We start from the raw sequence: 20824 nt of genomic DNA, 5'->3' as shown, positions 1-20824 counted from the left end.
ATTATCCTAATTATTACCAGAACCTTACGTAGATGGCTGATAACAGTATCAGTATCACAGCTATCAGTATAATCGATGATGGTTTTAATTTAAACATCGATCTTTCAATAACAATAGCTTTAGCATTGATAACCTGTCCTCTTAAGCTAACGGCTATCATAACAATAAAGGTGATCAGGAACGACCAGCTCAGAGAGATAAAAAATGGGATCTCATAATCACCCTTCGCATTGTGAAATGCCGAGTACAATATCGTTTCAGGCCCAAGCAATTGGACGGCAAACTGGTTGAAAAACACGGAAGAAGCAAAGCCTACCAATATGCCAATAACTGCTGCTTCGGCAGTGGTTCTTTTCCAAAACATACCCAACAGGAAAGTAGCCAATACACCCGGACTTACAAAGCTGGAGTATTTCTGCACAAAGGTATATCCGCCCGCGCTACCGATGCCTAAAACATCGTTCCAGGTAAACATCACGGCTATTAGTAAACTCATTAAAATAGCCATTCTGCCTGTCCAAACCATACGGCGTTCGCTGGCATCTTTTTTCATGTATTTTTTATAGATATCCAGCGTAAAAATGGTGGCAATACTGTTAACCTTACCAGCCAGCGATGCTACTATAGCGGCCGTTAAAACCGCTAATGACAAGCCTTTTAAACCAGATGGCAAAAAGGACAACATAGCTGAATAAGCACCATCCTTACCCCCGGCTAATTGCGGCAGATGACCATTTTTATATAGTACAAAGGCTACAATGCCCGGCAGCATTACAATTACCGGCATCAGTATTTTTAGTAAGCTGGCAAATAAGATACCGGTACGGGCCGTAGTGATGTTAGCGCCCAAAGCCCTTTGGGTGATGTATTGATTACAGCCCCAGTAATTCAAGTTACTGATCCATTGTCCCGAAACATACATAGCAAAACCAGGTAAAATCAAGTATTTGGTTATGGTTTCGGTTGAAGCACCGGCTGTAGGTTTTTTAAATATCAGGTGAAAGTGATCGGGCGCGTTTTTCAATAGCAAATTAAAGCCGGTAAGCACATTGGTGCCAAAGCCAAATTTTTCGCTCACAATGGTTAATGACAGGTAAGTAATAGCAAGGCCTCCAATAATGAGCACCCCCACTTGTATAACATCGGTATAACCTACCACCTGCATACCCCCCAGGGCAATAATAACCCCGAATATAGCCAAGCCGATCATGATCTGGTGGAAATACTCACCGCCCAACAAACCGTTAATGGCTAAAGCCCCAAGGTATAAGATAGCGGTAAGGTTAATGAATACGTACAAAAGCAGCCAGAATATCGACATCACCAGTGCCACTCCACCGTTATACCTATCCTGCAGGAACTGAGGCATGGTGAATATCTTATTCTTAATATATATCGGCATAAAAAACACCGCCACAATGATCAAGGCGGCTGCGCCTACCCATTCATAAACCGCTACAGCTATCCCGGCAAAAAAACCGTCGCCACTCATACCGATAAACTGCTCTGCCGAAATATTAGAGGCTATAATAGAGGCACCTATGGCCCACCAGGTGAGTGATCCTTCGGCCAGGAAAAAGCTGTGTGAGCTATTATTGGTTTCTTTTTTACGGCGATTATAAATGTAGTATCCGTAACTGGCAACTATGATAAAATAGAAGAAAAAGACCAACAGATCGGCCGTAGAAATGTGTTTCAGCATGAGTATTTTTTTGCAATAGGAAATTTAGGCCGGTAATTTCAAGGCCGGTTCAATTTTTCAAATCTATGAAATAAAATGAATTGACATAACCGCCGGTGATATAATGTCACCAGCGGTTATGTTAATGGGGTATTGGTAGAAAACCCGCTTAGAATTTCAATGTTGCCGGTAAATATTTAGCAACCAGATCTTCATAGTACGGGCGCAGTTTTTTCCAATCCGGTGGCACGGGACTCTTGGAATAAAGGTCATATGGGTTAAACAGATCAACCGATTTAAATAACTGATGATCATGCGGGGTCATTAAATGACTGTAAGCATTTTCCCTGTGCTGTGGATAAAATGAGTGGTAACGAAGCATGTACAATGCCTGCTCAGGCAGATAAGGCTTCATAATATGGTAAATATACTCATCGTGTCCCCAGGTCATGTGTACGTTCTCTAAACCACAATTTGGCTCATAAACGCCATATTTGGTATTATATCGAGGGTCGTGATGATCGGGGTTTTGATCAAAATATTGCGCGTATACGATCTTGTCAGAAAAAGCGCATCCCACCGGGTAGCTATCGCCCACTACGGCCCATTGGGGCTCGCCAAAAAGGCATAATACCTTACCCAGATCATGGAATAAGCCTGTTAACACCATCCAATCAGGACGGCCATCTGCACGGATAGCTTCTGATGTTTGCAGCAGATGCTGTAATTGATCCAGGTCAGTATCCGGGTCGGAGTCATCAACCAGTTGGTTTAAAAAATCAAAGGCTTCCCAAACCGTCATCTCCTGTTTATCAAACGACAGATATTGTTGTTTCTTTTGCAATACAAAATCATAGGTTTGGTTGATGTGCTGTAAGCGATAAAACTCCCTTACACTATCTTTTGTAGTGGCTTCGTAGTCGCGATATGCTTGCGTATCCCTGCCAGCGGCTATGGAATCAGCATCCGGATAACGAACTAATAAATCATCTTCCCATTCTTCTATGGAATTTAGAGGGCCTTGTTCCGGCGTTCCGATTATCTTGCTCATGATGTTATAATTTAAAAGGAAATATAATTGGTAAACAATCCTTTATAGCTGGTTTTTATAGCTGTGTTATACAAATTTGTCCATTTTTAGAATCAGATTTATCAAAAACTCCGTATTTATTTGCTTAAACGTTTACTTAAACTGTACAAATGACAGCTATATTATCCTCACTTATTTTAAACGCTATTTTTATTACCTTGCTAAACTTTTTTATAGTTTAGCGATAAAAAATCACTTAACAGATAGTTAAAATCCCGAAAACCAATACCCCGATGGCCGAAGCAAAAAGTAACAAAGTAAACATGAAGACACTTGCCAAGGTGTTAAATGTATCTATTGCAACTATATCAAAGGCACTCAGGGACAGTCATGACATTGGTGAGGAAACCAAACAAAGGGTTATAGAAACCGCGAAATTGCTGCACTATGTACCCAATCCTTATGCCAGCAGTCTCCGGAAACGATCAAGTAATACTATCGCCATTATTATTCCCGAAATTGCTGACAGCTTTTTTAGCCAGGCTATCAATGGCATCGAAAGCATTGTTGGCCAGGAAAAATACCATGCCTTGATCTATTTAACCCACGACAGTTATGAACGTGAGGCACAAATGTTTAACGATCTGAGCAGTGGCCGCGTAGATGGGGTGCTCATGTCGGTTGCCAGTAACACCAAGGACATCAAGCATATACAAGAACTGCAACAGGCCGGTGTGCCCATTGTTTTCTTCGATCGGGTTTGTGAAGATATCCCTACCGCCAAGATCAAAACCGACGATTTTAACAGTGCCTATATGGCTACCAAACATCTGCTTGAACAGGGTTGTAAAAACATATCATTGGTTACTATTGAAGGCTACCCTTCTATTTTGCAAGCCCGTGAAGGTGGTTATAAAAAGGCACTGACCGAACATCAGGTTAAATCCAAAGAAGAAAATATAATCAGCTGCTCTAATAAGTATAACCAGGAAAACATAGCCGTTTTAAAAGAGCACATTACCACCGTCAAACCCGATGGGATCATCGCGACAGTTGAGCACCTGGCCACAACCACTTACCTCGCTTGCGAGGAATTAAAGTTGAACATCCCCAACGATATCAAAGTAGTATGTTTTACCAACCAGATCACCGCGGCTATATTGAATCCACCGCTTACCACCGTTTTACAACCGGCTTATGACATGGGCCGCAAAGCCGCAGAGCTTTTATTTGGTCACCTTGCGGGTAAGCCTATACAGCTGGAAAAGGAAAATATAACGCTGCCATCCAAACTGATAGTCAGGGACTCCACACGTGCCACCGACTAATCAGATTTTTAATATTTTATAACTTACTTCTGCGGTTTATCGGTCATAATAAATACCAGCGTCCCGCCCTCGCTGATCTCCTTGTGCGAGATGATGTAATCTTTTATTGGTGTACCATTAAAGCTTACGGCCTTCACATACTTATTTTTAGCTGAAAGACCTGTAGCCTTGATGATCAGTTTTTTACCATGCTGTAAGTTCAAAACTATATAAGGAAACTGCGGCGCCCCAATGCTGTAAACGCCTGATGCTGGCGCCACCGGGTAAAAGCCCATCACGTTGAAAATATACCAGGCCGAAGTCTGGCCGCAATCATCATTGCCGTTGATGCCGATGGCCGCGTTCCTGAAGTTCTGTTTCGAAGTATGTTCCCGTACCAGTTCCTGTGTTTTCCAGGGCATGCCGCAATAGTTAAACAGGTACAGGTAATGATGGCCAGGTTCGTTATCCGCGCGATAGTGGCCGCCGCTAAAATTCAGGCTCAGTTTATCGGCAAAGGCCTTTTCACCGCCCATCAGTTTAATCATCCCCGGTATATCATGCATGGCGCCGAAGGTATAGGTCCACTTGGTGCCTTCCGTAAAACCGGAATCCGGTTTGGCAGAAAAATGCCCGTCTGAATTACGCGGAGCCATAAAACCGGTTGCTCTATTGTACACGTTCTGGTAGTTTTTACTCCAGGCCATCAGCTGTTTATAGTCATCATCCTTACCTAAACCTTTGGCCACCTGGGCTACTGCATAATCATCAATAGAATATTCAATGGTACGCGAAACAGATTCCCGGGTCTTATCCACAGGTATATAGCCTAATTTATGATAGTTGGTCAAGCCACCACGGGCTTCAAAGCTTGTCCACAGGTCGCGGTCGCCCCAGCGTTTGTGGGTATCGCCATCCGGGGCATCGTAGGAGTCTTTATGCAGCGCCTCATAAGCCAGCTTGGTATCAAATCCGCGAAATCCTTTCACATAAGCATCGGCCACAACGGCATCGCCATGGGTACCTATCATAATATTGGTATAGGTTGGGTTTGGCCACATCGGCATCCAGCCACCCTCCTGGTACATTTGCAGCAGCGATTGCACCATCCCATCAACCCGTTGAGGTTGAGTAAGGGTTAGCAGCGGATGCAGCGCCCTGAAGGTATCCCAAAGTGAATAATCATTGTACGATTCGCCTTTGTGCACCTTATCATCAAAAGCGCTGTAATATTTGCCATACTCCGAAAACTGCCTCGGAAACAACATGGTATGGAATAAGGCAGTGTAGAAAATAGTCTTCTGATCCCTGCTTACCCCGCTTAATTGTATCACTTTTAAAGCCTGTTGCCATTGGTCGCGCGTGTTTTTTACTACCCGGTCAAAATCCCAATCAGGGATCTCCTTTTTGAGGTTTTCGCGTGCCTGCTCCAGACTGATAAATGAGGTGGCTACCACAACTCTTACCTCGTCATTGGCTTTGGTACGGAAGGATATAAAGGCTCCCATGCGGGTACCATATTGCTCGTGACTGCCCTTGTTGATCACCTGCTTATCCCAGGTACCGTATTTTTTGATCTGCTTGTTAAATTTGATGACAAAATAACCCTTAAAGTTCTTTAAATCTGGACCTAACTGGGCCGACTGCCTGTCGGGGTTATAGCCTGTTATTTCGTTGTTTACCGTATCTACGCGTACGTAGCCTTTCAGCTTTTTTATCCTTACGGTATAATCATTGGCCCAGTCCGTTAATTCAGGGTTCAGGTTGATGCCCTGGATAATGATATGCGCCTGATCGGCCTTGGGGAAAGTAAACCGGAACATACCACAGGTATTAGCGCCCGCGATTTCGGCTTTGATCTTCTCTGTACCGGTAGTTTTCAGCTTTACCGAGTAGTAATATGGCTTTGACACTTCATCTTTATGGCTGAAGGAAAGCACCCGTTCCTTTGGTAAAACACGCAATTTACCTACCTGCGGCATCACCGAAACATAGCCATAATCGCCCATCCAAACGGTAGGCTGGTGACTGGCAGTGAACCCGATAACCTTACTATCCTCATAGTGGTATACCATGTAGCTCATCTTGTTTTCGCGACTTTGCGCTACAAAATTGGTCATGGCAAAGGGTACGTTTACGCAGGGCATGGTGCCGCCGCCACCGTTGCCTTCCTCAAAACTCTTGGCAAAACCTTTTAGAGAAGTGCCTATCAACGGATCAACATAATCAACCTCATCCAATGGCTTTTTGGGGGTTGTGCTTTGGGCGAAATTATCCGCGTAAACAAAAGTTAGTAAGCCCAACAGGCAAATGCTCCGTTTTAATTGCATAGTTAGCAGAAGGTATAATTGGTGAATGATCTGCTTACAGATCGAAAACAAATCTCTTATTTTTAAGATCATATTTCTCAAAAATAGTTGAATTATTTACTTAATCGTTTTCACCCTTTTTTTGTTTGACCCTGATCCGTTCCCATACCATCATCCCCGCTTAAAAACTTTTTAAACCTTAAATTTTAACACTTTTTTAGTCAAAAACAGCATAAAAACGCTTGTTTTCATTCATTTTAACAAAGTTTTAACGCCATTTTAACACTTTTTAACAAATTTTTGATGGATTTTGAAAGGTTTAAAAAGTATTAAATAATTGATTGTCAAATAACTACACTAAAAATGGTCTATTTTGGCTTGATTTTATCCTAACCAAACGGCCCGGTTCCCTAATAAAAGAGAACCGGGCCGTTGCCTGATATACAAATATAACGATTTTTTTGGAGGGATGAAACTAATTAATCCAGTCATGCCGAACTTGTTTCGGCATCCCATAAGTAAGGTGCATAACATGCCGGTTAACCCGTCCTGTGGGATCCTGAAACAAGTTCAGGATGACTTATCCTACTTTACCTATCCCTCGTCTCCATTTGCCACCCAATTGTAAGAAATGAGCGAAAATCATTAAATAAATACAAAGTCTATGGGATTAATAGAATTATTTATATGTTTGCAGCCGAAGTCGTTCTTTATTTCATTTTTTAATTATCCAGAAAGACTGAGGGAAAGGCCCTGTGATGTCTTAGCAACCTGTACAGATTGTTATAAAGGTGCTAATTCCTATCTGCAATAATTTGCAGAAAAGATAATGATACGTCCACACGCTTACAGCTATAGGCTGTTCTTCATACCTCTCCTATTCTTTCTGTTTAATTGAAATCTGTTATTTTTTTATCGCCGGCTTAATTATAGCGGGCCCTTTAATAAATTCAATGAACAATAAATTTTTACTCATAGTTTATCTTTTCCTGTTTACCGGCATTACTGCCCGTGCACAGACTGCCGACTCTGCCAATATCGACCGCGGTTACCTGGTTAAAGTTGGCGAACAGGCTCCTGATGATTTTGAACTGGTACTCACCAACGGTACCAAAACTACCCTAAAGCAGTTACGCGGCAAAGTAGTAATACTACAATTTACAGCCAGCTGGTGCAGTGTGTGCCGTCAGGAAATGCCGCACTTACAAAAAGATATCTGGGAAGCCTACAAAAATAAAGGTCTGGTATTGATAGGCGTTGACCGTGACGAGCCCCTGCAAAAAGTTCAAAAATTTCACCAGGACATGAAGATCACTTACGATCTGGCGCTTGATCCTGGCGCGGATATTTTTGGAAGGTTTGCCAATAAAAAGAGCGGAGTTACGCGCAATGTGGTGATCAATCGCGAAGGCCGCATCGTTTACCTTACCCGCCTGTATGATCAGCAGGAGTTTGCATCAATGGTTAAAGTGGTTGATGCACTGGTGAACAATAAAACCGCATCCGTAAACTAAAAATAAATAATAAAGTAGGTGTCCCTGATCCTGTCATAACACATTGCTATATCGATTTAACCATTAATCACACCGCACATGAAAACAAATTACATAACCTTAAACAACGCTTCTATTTTGAACATTTACGTTTTATTATCTGCTTCTACTATGAATACCCCTATGTCATCTATGCAAAACAAGTGTTGCTGCTGTTAAACTACAGCGTTGCTTAGGTCGGTCAGGCTTTTTTCTCAGGCAACATAGCACAACCCAACAATCAAAGCTTTTACAGTTTAAGGGAATATTATCAACAGCCCGATCATCCGATTTGCGCATGGCTGGCCGTCTTTAGTTTTCCGGATGCTGTATGGTATCGTTAACATTCACAATCTATTACCATGTTTAAAAATTACAAACTACTACTGGCAATACTATTGCCTTTTATTTTCATCCAAACGGTTGCGGCGCAATCTGTTAAAATAAGCGGGGTGGTAACCGCCAAATCAGACGGGCTTCCCTTGCCGGGCGTGAGTGTTTCTGTTAAAGGAACAACCAACGGTGTACAAACTGCCAGCGATGGTAAGTTTACCCTGAGCGCCAAAGTAAATGACGTACTACGGATAACCTATATTGGTTTTACCACTAAAGAAATATCCGTTACCGGGGCCGATGGATCACTCCATATTATACTCGAGGAGCAAGCTAACGCTTTGAACGAGGTAGTGATCACGGCGCTCAATATCTCAAAAGATAAAAAATCACTGGGCTATGCCGTACAGGGTTTAAAATCAAAAGATATCTCAGAGGCTAAGGAAACCAACCTGGTAAACGCGCTGGCCGGTAAAATAGCCGGTGTAAATGTAACCAACAGCCAGGGCGATATGGGCTCATCACGCATCATTATCCGCGGCGAAACCTCGGTGGCCGGTAATAACCAGCCGCTGTTTGTGGTTGACGGTCTTCCGGTTGATAATACCCAGCAGTTAGGTACCGGTGGCTCAAGGGATTTTGCCAACCCGATATCGGATATCAATTCCGAGGATATTGAATCTATTTCGGTGCTTAAAGGGCCAAATGCCGCGGCGCTTTACGGTTCACGTGCGGCTGCCGGTGTTATCCTCATCAAAACAAAAACCGGTAAAGGTGCCAAAGGCCTGGGTGTTACTATTAATTCAAACACTTCATTTTCCAACTTATTGGGTCTGCCAAAATATCAAAATGAATACGGACAAGGATCCAACGGTAAATTCAGCTATGTGGATGGCAAAGGCGGCGGTGTTAATGATGGTGTCGACGAAAGCTGGGGACCTGCCCTGGATGGTCAGCTGATACCTCAGTTTAACTCCAACGGCACACCCGTACCATTTATAGCACACCCCGATAATGTGAAAAATTTCTTTTTAACAGGTGTTACGCTTAATAACGGGATCTCATTGGCCAGTTCGGGCGATAAATATGATTTCCGCCTGTCATACAACAACCTGCATCAAACGGGTGTAATTCCTAATACCGAGCAGGGTCGTAATTCATTTTTATTGAATGCTACCTATAAACTTACGCCGAAATTAACTTTAACTACCATTGCCAACTATATTAAGGACGATGCCGATAATTTACCAGGTTCGGGCGGCAGGCGTGCTACCAGTACCATGCTGCAGTTTACCTGGTTTGGTCGTCAGGTTGATATCAGTCAGTTAAAAAACTACCGCGATGCCAATGGCAATACTTTTAACTGGAATAACAGCTACTACAGCAATCCATACTTCCAGGCTTATGAAAATACGGTAAGCCAAACCCGTAACCGTTTTATTGGTAGCGCGGAATTAAACTACAAGATCATTGATGGCCTGTCGGCAAATTTCCGTACCGGTACCGATTATTATAACGATCGCCGCAAGATCAGAATAGCTTATGGCACCAATGGTACCCCATTCGGCTCATACGAAGAAGATGCTTACGATTTTACCGAAACCAATACCGAAGGCAGGCTACAGTATACTAAAAAACTAAACGATGATTTCTCGATCGACGCGTTGATCGGTGGTAACATCCGCGCAAACTCATTGGAGAATAACGATCAGAAAGCGCCTAAATTAGCGGTAAGCGGTTTATATACCTTGAACAACTCACGCGACCCGCTGATATCATCAAATACTTTTAGCAAGTATAAAACATACAGTTATTTTGCTTCCGGACAAATTGGTTTCAGGAACTATGCTTTTATCAACGTTACCGCCCGTAATGATTGGTCATCCACCCTTCCGGCATCCAGCTTATCTTATTTTTATCCTTCTGTTAATGGTAGCTTAGTGTTATCAGAAGCGCTGGATATTAAGAGCGATATATTAAGCTATTTAAAGCTACGCGGCGGCTGGTCAAAAGTAGGTAAAGCTACTGATCCTTATCAGTTGATCAATACCTATGACTTTACCGCTCCATTTAATGCTAACCCACAGCAAAGCGCAAATAACGTAGATCTGAACCCTAATTTAAAACCAGAAACCACAACCTCGGCCGAAGCCGGTTTTGAGTTGGGCTTTTTTAATGACAGGATCCGTTTAGACGCGAGTGTTTATAATACCAACAGTAATAACCAGATCTTAAAAGTTAATGTGAGCCCAACCACGGGATACAATCAAAAACTGATCAACGGCGGTACTATTAACAACAAAGGTTTAGAGGTACAGTTAGGTTTAACACCAATAAAACTAAAAGATTTTAGCTGGGACATCAACGTAAACTACTCCCGTAACAAGAGTAAAGTTGTTTCACTGGATAAAGAAGGTCGCTTGCAAAGCTATATCTTAGGATCTGACGGTACGGTACAAGTACTGGCCGCGGTTGGACAGCCTTATGGCGCCATTTATGGTAATGCCTTTCAGCGTAATGCCAGCGGGCAGGTAGTTGTAGATGCCGATGGAACACCTGTTATTAACCCAACCATACAATACCTGGGCAAGTTTACGCCAAACTGGTTAGGTAGCATCAATAACAGCTTTACTTATAAAGGTATTAATTTAAGCGTTTTGATTGACGCCCACATTGGTGGTTCTATTTTCTCAGGCACCAACCAAACAGGTACCTATACCGGTATACTGGCATCTACCCTGCCGGGCCGTGGTACAGCTAACGGTGGTTTAAGCTATTATTACCCGGGCAACAATACATCGGCAGCAGCAATTCAGGTAAGCGGCAGCGCCCCGGCCGGTGTAACTGTGTATAATGATGGGATCATTTACAATGGAGTAAAAGCCGATGGCAGCAAAAATAGCACCATTTTATCGGCACAATCATACTATAAAGCCTTAACCAATGCCGATGAGCCTTTTGTTTACAGCGCTACCTACATCAAATTAAGGGAAATAAAACTAGGTTATACCGTACCACAAAAATGGGCAAAAAGTATTGGTTTCCAGGGAGCGTCGTTCGCTGTTGTGGGTCGTAACCTGCTCATCATCCACAAAAACGCGCCAAACATCGATCCCGAAACCGCTTTTAATACCGGCAACGGACAAGGCCTGGAAGACTTAACCCTACCAACCGTACGCAACATTGGTTTTAATGTTAACCTTAAATTCTAATTATCATGAAACTTAAATATACATCCATCATATTATCCGGCACGCTATTGCTATCGCTGGCATCGTGCAAAAAAGAGCTGGTAAAAGTTAACCAGAACCCCAATGCCACACAAAATCCGCAGCCTGATTACCTGCTTACAGGAGTTATTAAAAACATATCTGATACTTACTGGGGTGTAGAAGACAACATGGGTTCAAGCTTGCTTTTTGTACAAAACTGGTCCAAAATACAATATACCGATCCCGACCGCTATATATTCACTAACACGTCGTTTCAAGGCTTGTGGACTACTGCTTATACCAAAGGAATTATTAACCTGAACCAGATCATTAAGCTGGCTGATGCCCAGGCGAACCCTAATTACAAAGGTGTTGCTTTGGTATTGCGTTCATGGGTATTTACTTTGTTGACTGATCAATATGGCGATGTGCCTTACAAACAGGCTATCAACATTGATCAGTACCTTACCCCTGCATACGATACCCAAAAAGATGTTTATTTTGCCTTGCTTGATGATCTGAAAGCGGCTCAGGCTTCTCTTGACCCATCAGGTAAAGCTATTTTAGGAGATGCTATATATGGCGACCCTAAGCTGTTTCCGAATAATATTAGAAACTGGAAAAAGTTTGCCAATTCTCTTCGTTTGCGCATAGCGCTTCGCATTGCCGATCGCGAGCCTGAAAAAGCCAAACAAGTATTAGCCGATATACAAGCCGAAGGAAGCGGGTATATCAGCTCAAACAACGAGATAGCGCAGCTGGTTTATGTTGATTCGCCAAACCAGAACCCTATCAGCAATTTGTTTGATACCCGTGACGATTATCGCATCAGCAAAACTATAGTTGATCAGTTATTTGCGCTTAACGATCCGCGCTTGTCTATATATGCCAGTCCGACCAAAGATGCTACCCCACAAACCTATGTGGGCGTGCCCAATGGTTTACTGGTTGGCGATGCCAGCGGTCTGGGCTTAACCAAAACATCAAAACCAGGTACCTATTTCCTGGCACCGCATGCACCAGCAGTGATCATCAGCTATGCCGAAGTACTGTTTGATCAGGCTGAAGCCGTAGCACGTGGCTTTATAGCCGGTAACGCAGCCGATTTCTACAATCAGGCGGTTACAGCTTCACTACAACAATATGGGATTGGTAATGCAGCTATTACTACCTATATCAATTCGGCAGCCGTTAAGTATGACGCCTCGAACTATAAAAAGTCGATAGGTAATCAAAAATGGATAGCTTTATTTGGCCAGGGCCTGGAAGCCTTTGCCGAGTGGCGCCGTCTGGATTATCCACAGCTACAACCAGCCGTTGCCGGCACCCTGAACGGGAAAATACCGGCAAGGTTCATTTACCCGGGAACAGAGCAATCATTGAATGGCACAAGCTACAAAGCGGCTGTTGCCAATCAAGGTGCCGATGTGCTCACCACCAAACTTTGGTTTGATGTGAATTAACGTTAAATAAGGATGTCATGCTGAGCTCCGTCGAAGCATGGTGGGCGGGCCTCTGCGCACGCCCTTCGACAAGCTCAGGGTGACATCCCTGCATATTTATTCGTAATATCTCCATAAACAACAGGGGCCGCTTAAAACGGCCCCTGTTGTTTATATCTTCGTCACCAACTTCCTGCCCTTAGTAAGATTATCATCGCAAAACAAAGGAGAACAAGTCGCGAAACCTAGTACTGCGGCTTTCTTTATATAAATACTTACACATTAGTTTATTTTTTAGCTCGATAGGCAATATAAATTTCAAATAGTACCATAATCGGCTTTATAAGTCCTTAATTACCGCTATCCGAGAAACCCCTGACTCACAAGCCTTTGACAAATCACCATTTTAGAATAAATCATAAATTATTAAATATCAATCAATTATAAATTAATTATTGATATTATTAGTCGATTATGGTAAAGTAAAGCTTTCATTAAATAAGCATTAACAAATTGGTCAAAATAGCGACAAATAAAGTTATTTAACTCAGATGAATCTATTTTTTAACCAATAATTATCATTATTATTTGAGGTAAATCCTTTAATCTGCCTGATAAACAACATAATATTAGGCCATTACCATATGTTTCAGGGCCTTTTTTTTCATTTTATTCTTTTTCTGTTCATTGTATTCACTGTGCATAAATATAAAAATATAGTGGTATTATTGTATAATTAATAAGATTAAGATGTCTTTGTTGTTAAATTTTTACTTTTTGATTAAAGTATAAGATTAATTTATTATTTTCATCTGCCATAATATTTAGTGTTCTGTATATCCTTCATCTGGGATTTTATGGTAGTTTTTACAGATAGCCATCGATTTTAACATTTTACCTACCCTATACCATGAAAAAACGTGCAATAATTGGATTAACCCCCTTCGAAAAACCCGATGTATCGCTTGCACTTGAATTGCATCACGCGGGAGCTTTTCCTGTACTGAGTCTCGGGCTCGATAAAACCACCGCCGAAGCAGCGCTTGAAAATTTAGTAAGCCGTGGCTTAATCGATTTTGGTGTTTGTTTTCCCACAGCGGACCTGGCCGATATCAAACTTCCGAAACAAGTAAGCATGATCATCGCGCCTTTCGGCGTAAAAATAAAACGCCCGGAAAACACCCAGCTTGTTTATCAAATAAACGACTTGGCTTCTGCAAAGCTGGCCAAAGCCCAGGGTGCAGATGGCATTATCATCAAAGGTAATGAGGGGGCGGGCAATGTGGCTTATGAATCTTCATACATATTATTCCAGCGCGTTATTCAGGAAGTAAAAGACATCCCGGTGTGGGTACAGGGTGGTGTAGGTATACATACAGCCGCGGCTCTATCTGCACAAGGGGCAGCCGGTATTGTGCTCGACAGTCAGCTGGCTTTATTCCCGGAATGCTCGGCTCCAAAAGAACTGAAGGAACTTTGCACCAAATTAAGCGGTACAGAAACCAAACTGATCGACAACTGCAGGGTACTGGTTCGGCCAAACTCCCCTGCTCTGCCAGAAAATACTACATATAACGATCTTAAAGCTTATTTCACCGATCTTAATGTCGAAAAAAGTTATATCCCTATGGGGCAGGATATCGCCCTGGCTACAGACCTGGTTAATCGCTACAAAAAATTAAACAAACTCGTATTTGGTATTAAAGAAGCCATATACGGTCACCTGAACCAGGCACGCTCACTCAATGTGATCAGACCGAACAATCCTTTAGCCAAAGATCTTAATATTACCTACCCTATTGCCCAGGGGCCCATGACCCGCGTAAGCGATGTGGCTCCCTTTGCCGATGCCGTAGCAGAAGCAGGCGCTTTATCGTTCATCGCGTTATCCTTATTAAAAGGTCCACGTGCTAAAGAACTGGTGATGGATACCAAAAAACTCGCCGGTGAAAAAACCTGGGGTGTAGGTATCCTTGGTTTTGCACCGCAGGAACTGCGCGACGAGCAAATGCAATACATCCTGGAAGCTAAACCACCCGTGGTACTGATTGCCGGTGGCAGACCATCACAGGCCAAACCACTTGAAAAAGTAGGTATAAAAACATTTTTACATGTTCCATCGGTTTCCCTGCTGGACATGTTCCTGAAAGAAGGCGCTCGCCGCTTTGTTTTTGAAGGCCGTGAATGCGGTGGCCACGTTGGCCCGCTATCAAGCATGGTGCTTTGGGAAAAACAAATTGAGCGCCTGTTAAAAGAAGATAAGCCCGAAGAGATCAGCGTATTTTTCGCTGGAGGTATACATGATGCCTTTTCATCTGCTTTTATAGCGGTAATGGCAGCACCATTAGCGGCCAAAGGCGTAAAAGTAGGCGTGCTGATGGGCACGGCTTATCTATATACTAAAGAAGCGGTTATTACCGGTGCTATACAGGACAAATTCCAGGAGCAGGCCATGCAGGCCAAGGATACCGTATTGCTGGAAACAGCTCCGGGGCATGAAACCCGCTGTCTGAATACGGCATTCGCCGATTTCTTTAGCACAGAAAAAGCTAAACTACAAAAGGCAGGTATCGACAAAAAAGAGATCTGGGAAAAACTGGAAAGCCTTAACGTAGGCAGGCTGCGCATAGCCGCCAAAGGTATTGAACGCCGCGGCGACGAGTTGGTGACCATTGATGAAGCCGACCAGCTAAACCTGGGTATGTACATGATCGGTCAGGTAGCCGTGATGCACAACAAAGTTATTTCCCTACTGGAACTACACCAGGATGTTGCCGAAAACAATTATCAGCATATCCAAGAAGCAGCTTTACCTGCTGCACCGGAGTCGACCGAGCGTTCACTTGATGTGGCTATCGTGGGTATGGCTTGTATTTTCCCCGAAGCAAAAAATATTGAAGAATACTGGCGCAATATCATCTTAGGAAAAGATTGCGTTACCGAAGTGCCCGATGAGCGCTGGAATAAAGCACTATATTACGATCCTGCATCTACCGCAGACGATATGTCGCACTCCAAATGGGGTGGTTTTATTCCGAAGATCGATTTCGATCCGCTCGAATTTGGTATCCCGCCGCAGTCATTGGCCGCTATTGAGCCAACACAGCTGTTAACCTTAATGGTTGCCAAGCAAGCTATGGAGAACGCCGGTTATGGCAGCGGTAATTTCGACCGTGATAACATATCTGTAATCATCGGTGCCGAAGGTGGTAACGATCTGGCCAACAGCTATAGCTTTAGAGGGTATTACAAACAGGTATTTGGTGAGATCCCAGCCGAAGTGGATGCAGTCCTGCCAAAAACTACAGAGGATTCTTTCCCTGGTATCCTCGCCAACGTAATTTCTGGTCGTATCACCAACCGCATGGATTTTGGTGGTCGCAACTTTACGGTAGATGCCGCCTGCGCATCGTCATTAGCCGCAATTGATCTGGCCTGTCAGGAATTGTTCCTTGAAAAATCAGACATGGTATTGGCCGGTGGCGCCGATTTACACAACGGTATCAACGATTACCTGATGTTCTCCAGCACCCATGCCCTATCCCGCAAAGGTCGCTGCGCCACATTTGACGGCGAAGCCGACGGGATTGCTTTAGGCGAAGGCGTGGCTATGATTGTTCTGAAAAGACATGAAGATGCCCTGCGGGATGGCGACCGCGTTTATGCCGTGATCAAAGGTATTGGCGGCTCAAGCGATGGTAAAGCCCTGGGCTTAACCGCTCCCCGCAAGATCGGACAGGTTCGCGCGCTGGAACGTGCTTACGAGCAAGCTGGTATCACCCCTTCACTATTAGGATTGGTTGAGGCACATGGTACAGGTACCGTAGTTGGTGATAAAACCGAGTTAAGCGCATTGACCGATATGCTTAACCAATCGGGTGCACTTGCCGGTCAAACACACTTGGGTTCGGTAAAAACACAGATCGGGCATACCAAATGCGCTGCGGGTTTAGCCGGATTGATCAAAGCTTCCTTGGCGGTTTATCATGGTATAAAACCACCAACCATACATTTAAAAACACCAAACGGATTCTATAATGCCGAAACCAGTCCATTCGCTTTCCATACCGAAGCTGGTTTATGGATGGATGAAAAACGTTACGCGGGTGTAAGCGCCTTCGGTTTTGGCGGTACCAACTTCCACGCCGTAATTGAAAGTAGTGGCCCTGCATCGGTGCAAAACCCGGTATTAACGTCATGGCCTTCGGAGCTTTTTGTTTTCCGCGGCGATACTTATAACGAAGCAAAAACAAAACTAAATTCAGTAAAAGCTTTACTGGAGATCAATGGCAACATCGATCTGAAAGACATTGCGTTTACCCTCGCAACAGCCAACACAAAACCAGTACAACTAAGTATTGTTGCAGATAATGCCGACGACCTGATGATGAAGGTTGAACTGGCCCTTTCCGGCATCGAAAGCAAAGACACTTATATTGTTAAAAAACAGGAAGGTAAAGTGGCGTTCATGTTCCCGGGTCAGGGAAGCCAGCGCATCAATATGGCCCGCGACCTGTTCGTGGTGTTCCCGGCCATGCGTAGTTTGCTAAAACAGTACCCGGACTATGAAAAAGTATTGTTCCCTAACGCGGCCTTCGACCCTGAACTGATAAAAGGACAGAAAGAAGCCATTAAAGATACCCGTATGGCACAACCATTATTGGGTATTGTTGACCTGGCTTTAGCCAATTTCCTGAAAACCATGGGTATTGAACCAGATATGGTTGCCGGTCATAGCTACGGTGAATTGCCTGCCCTTTGTTTTGCCGGAGCTTTTGACGAAAACGAACTGGTAAAACTGAGCGCCAAACGTGCCCAATCTATTTTAGATGCCGTTGTTGATGGTGATGCCGGCGCGATGATAGCCGTAAATGCTACGCAGGAGGAATTGCAAAAGATCATTTCGGGATTAAAGGATATTTACCCGGTTAACTATAACTCTCCATTACAATGTGTAATAGCGGGCACTACGCCAGCCATACATAATTTAATGGAAACACTTAAAACTGCAAAAATATCTGCCAGGAAACTGGAAGTTGCCTGTGCCTTCCACAGCCCGTTGGTGGCCCGGTCAAAAGAACTGTATACTGAAGTACTTGCCGGGGTAAACTTTAACGATCTGAGTTTGCCGGTATGGTCAAACACCACTGCCGCAGCCTACCCTGTTAAAGCAAACGAAATAAAAGAACGCCTGACCGATCATCTGGTAAAACCAGTAAAATTTGTGGAAGAAGTACAGCAAATGTATGCCGCAGGTGCCCGGATATTTATTGAAGTTGGACCTGGTAAAGTGTTAACCGGCTTAACTAAAGCCTGCCTGGGTAAAGATGAGGTATTGTTGTATGCCGAAGATAACAGCCGCAACAAACTCACGCACCTGCTTTGTATGCTGGCCGATTATATGGCTACAGGCCGTAACATCCATATTGAAAAACTATTTGAAGGCCGTGGTGCTAAATTGTTAAACCTGGACGAACCAGCTTTATACAAAAAAAGCGCCGCTGTTTGGTACGTAAATGGTCAGCACGCTATTCCTGCTAGCGGAAAGCTGCCCGCAAACGGTGCCTTACCTATCATTGAACCTATAAAAATGAAAAACAACGAAGTAAGAACTGAAACGCAGACCATCGTAAATTCAGGCGCTGAATTGATGATGCAGGAATACCTGAACAGCATGAAAATGCTGATACAGGCTCAAAGAGATGTAATGATGTCCTTTTTAGGGCAAAACCCAGGCAGCCCAATGGCTTACCAGCAGGCACCACAATATCAGCAACAAGCTTATGTTCAGCAGCCTATCCCGGTAGCTGCCTCTATTGAGGTTAAACAGGAAGTAAAAGCTATCACACAGCCTGTTGCCGCACCTGCTGCCGTACAAAAAGATGTTAAACAAGTATTATTACAGGTAGTAAGCGACAAAACCGGTTACCCACAAGATATGCTGGGTATGGAGATGGACCTGGAAGCCGATCTGAGCATCGACTCGATCAAACGGGTAGAGATCATTGGTACTTTACGCACCGAACTGGGTGGCTTTAGCAACAGCGAAAAAAGCGAAGATACCATGATGGAGCAACTGGCTGGTATTAAAACACTGAGCGGTTTGGTGAGCTGGATCAACGAAAACACTGCACAAACCGCCATAGCTGCACCAGTTGCCGTTAACGTAGAAGTTACTGTACAGACTACCACTAAAGCAAAATTCTCGTTGGAAGACCTGAAAGCGGCTATATTATTAGTAGTAAGCGATAAAACCGGTTATCCGCAGGAAATGCTGGGTATGGATTTGGATATGGAAGCCGATCTGAGCATCGACTCTATCAAACGGATGGAGATCATCGGCGACCTGAAGCTAAAGATCGGCTTCGGAAAAGCCAATGAGCAAGCCGATGATATGATGGAAAAACTGGCAGCTATTAAAACATTGAATGGTTTAGCCAACTGGATAGCTGACATAGAAGCAGAAACCGAGGGTTTGGTTATCGAGGCTAAAAAGATCATAGAGGAGCCTATTGCCGAACCAACAACTGATGAAACATTATCACGCTTGCGTTTTGAGCTTACCCCTACCAAATTATCAACCGCCGAGGACGCTGTTATCAAAGGCAAACGTTTTGCCATTACTGATGATGGCGGCATACAAGCCATCAAGATCAAACATCTGCTGGAGCACCGTGGCGCCACTGCCGACATTGTATACGCTGGCGGAAATTTGGAAGGCTACCAGGGTTTGATCATCCTCAATATGTTTGCCTCTCAAAAAGCAGTTGGCATTATCGATCACTTCGCTTTGATCAAGAAACTGGATTTTGAAACCGTAAAATGGGTTTACATCATATCAGATACCATGTTGCATCTGAATGAATTTGAAGATATCAGTCTGTTAAGACGCTATCAGGGTTATCCGGGCTTTTTCAAAAGCCTCGACCGCGAGTTTGAGCAAACCAAATGCCGCGTGGTAAGTTTGGGTACGCCAATGACAGCGGATGAAATAGCCGATATCACGCTAAAAGAATTGCTTAATCCTGATAAACCATCGGAAGTGATCTACCAGGATCATCAAAGACACGTGATGGAACTAATCCCATCACAACTGATCACCGGTTTAGAAGAATCACACATTAAACTGGATAAAAAATCGGTAGTAATCGTATTCGGCGGAGCCCAGGGTATCACCTCTGAACTAATGATTCACTTTGCTAAGGATTATCCTTGTACTTATATCCTGGTAGGCCGTTCTGCCGATCCACGAAAAGCAGGTGCAAGCGCCGCAGATTCGCTGGAATCAAAAGACGAGATCCGTGCTTATGTGATCAAACAGGGTGTTATTAAAAAACCCGCTGAGATTGAACAAGAAACAGCACGTATCTACAAAAACAACCAGGTAATGCGCACCATCGCTCAAATGGAAGCAGGTGGTTCAACCGTAGTATATAAATCACTTGATCTGTGCGACGAGCAACGCTTAAGCAGCTTTATTGATGATACTTATGAAATATATGGCCGCATAGATGGCGTGGTACACGGCGCAGGTTTACTGGAAGATAAATTATTCCAAAGCAAAACATCAGAATCATTTGGACGCGTTTTCGACACCAAGGTAAAACCATTGCGTATCCTGGCAGAGCAACTGCGTCCCGAAACACAATTTGTTATCCTGTTCTCGAGCATAGCCTCGGTTTATGGTAACCGTGGACAAACAGATTACGCTGCTGCTAACAGCGTGCTGGACAAATACGCCTGGGCGCTTAACAAACGCATCAATGGTAAAGTAATGTCTATCAACTGGGGTCCGTGGAAAGGTGCCGGTATGGTATCACCAACTCTCGAAAAAGAATACGAACGCCGTGGCATAGCGCTGATACCGCTGCAACATGGCCGCGAGATATTTTTAAATGAATTAAAATACGGCAAAGAAAGCCAGGTATTAATTATGGCAGGCAACAATTGGTAATACACCAGCCAAACCATTCCACAC

8 protein-coding genes and 1 riboswitch are annotated in these 20824 nt (G+C 43.7%); of the genes, 5 read left to right on the top strand and 3 right to left on the bottom strand.

Going from position 1 to position 20824, the window contains the following annotated elements; all coding sequences use genetic code 11:
• Positions 1-13: 13 nt before the first annotated feature.
• Positions 14-1702 (bottom strand): sodium:solute symporter family transporter, encoded by a 1689-nt coding sequence (locus tag BLR84_RS17025; RefSeq protein ID WP_090470532.1) that lies wholly within the window; start codon positions 1700-1702, stop codon positions 14-16.
• Between the two features lie 148 nt (positions 1703-1850).
• Positions 1851-2732, bottom strand: a complete 882-nt coding sequence (locus tag BLR84_RS17020; RefSeq protein ID WP_090470530.1) for an inositol oxygenase family protein — start codon at positions 2730-2732, stop codon at positions 1851-1853.
• Between the two features lie 272 nt (positions 2733-3004).
• Between BLR84_RS17020 and BLR84_RS17015 the strand changes: the two genes are divergently transcribed.
• Positions 3005-4039: a LacI family DNA-binding transcriptional regulator gene (locus tag BLR84_RS17015; protein ID WP_090470528.1), complete on the top strand. Its 1035-nt coding sequence runs from the start codon at positions 3005-3007 to the stop codon at positions 4037-4039.
• Between the two features lie 23 nt (positions 4040-4062).
• Here the strand turns inward: BLR84_RS17015 and BLR84_RS17010 are convergent, their stop codons facing one another.
• Positions 4063-6348 carry a GH92 family glycosyl hydrolase gene (locus tag BLR84_RS17010; RefSeq protein WP_090470526.1) on the bottom strand — a complete coding sequence of 762 codons (2286 nt, stop codon included), beginning with the start codon at positions 6346-6348 and terminating at the stop codon, positions 4063-4065.
• Between the two features lie 702 nt (positions 6349-7050).
• Positions 7051-7160: riboswitch (SAM riboswitch) on the top strand.
• A 120-nt stretch (positions 7161-7280) separates the two neighbouring features.
• Here BLR84_RS17010 and BLR84_RS17005 point away from each other — a divergent pair.
• From BLR84_RS17005 to BLR84_RS16990, 4 genes are all read left to right on the top strand, one after another.
• On the top strand, positions 7281-7841 hold the full coding sequence (locus BLR84_RS17005; RefSeq protein ID WP_090470523.1) for a TlpA family protein disulfide reductase: 561 nt from the start codon (positions 7281-7283) through the stop codon (positions 7839-7841).
• Positions 7842-8221: 380 nt separating this feature from the next.
• Entirely contained in the window at positions 8222-11404 is a 3183-nt protein-coding gene (locus BLR84_RS17000) for a SusC/RagA family TonB-linked outer membrane protein (RefSeq protein ID WP_090470522.1), read from the top strand.
• A 5-nt stretch (positions 11405-11409) separates the two neighbouring features.
• Positions 11410-12867: a SusD/RagB family nutrient-binding outer membrane lipoprotein gene (locus BLR84_RS16995; protein ID WP_090470520.1), complete on the top strand. Its 1458-nt coding sequence runs from the start codon at positions 11410-11412 to the stop codon at positions 12865-12867.
• A gap of 889 nt (positions 12868-13756) precedes the next feature.
• Positions 13757-20800, top strand: coding sequence for a type I polyketide synthase (locus tag BLR84_RS16990; RefSeq protein WP_090470518.1), 7044 nt, complete (start codon positions 13757-13759; stop codon positions 20798-20800).
• Positions 20801-20824 lie beyond the last annotated feature (24 nt).

Origin of the sequence: Mucilaginibacter sp. OK268, from assembly GCF_900103125.1 — a bacterium.
Taxonomy (GTDB): Bacteria; Bacteroidota; Bacteroidia; order Sphingobacteriales; family Sphingobacteriaceae; genus Mucilaginibacter.
This window is presented reverse-complemented; position numbering and strand designations above follow the sequence as displayed.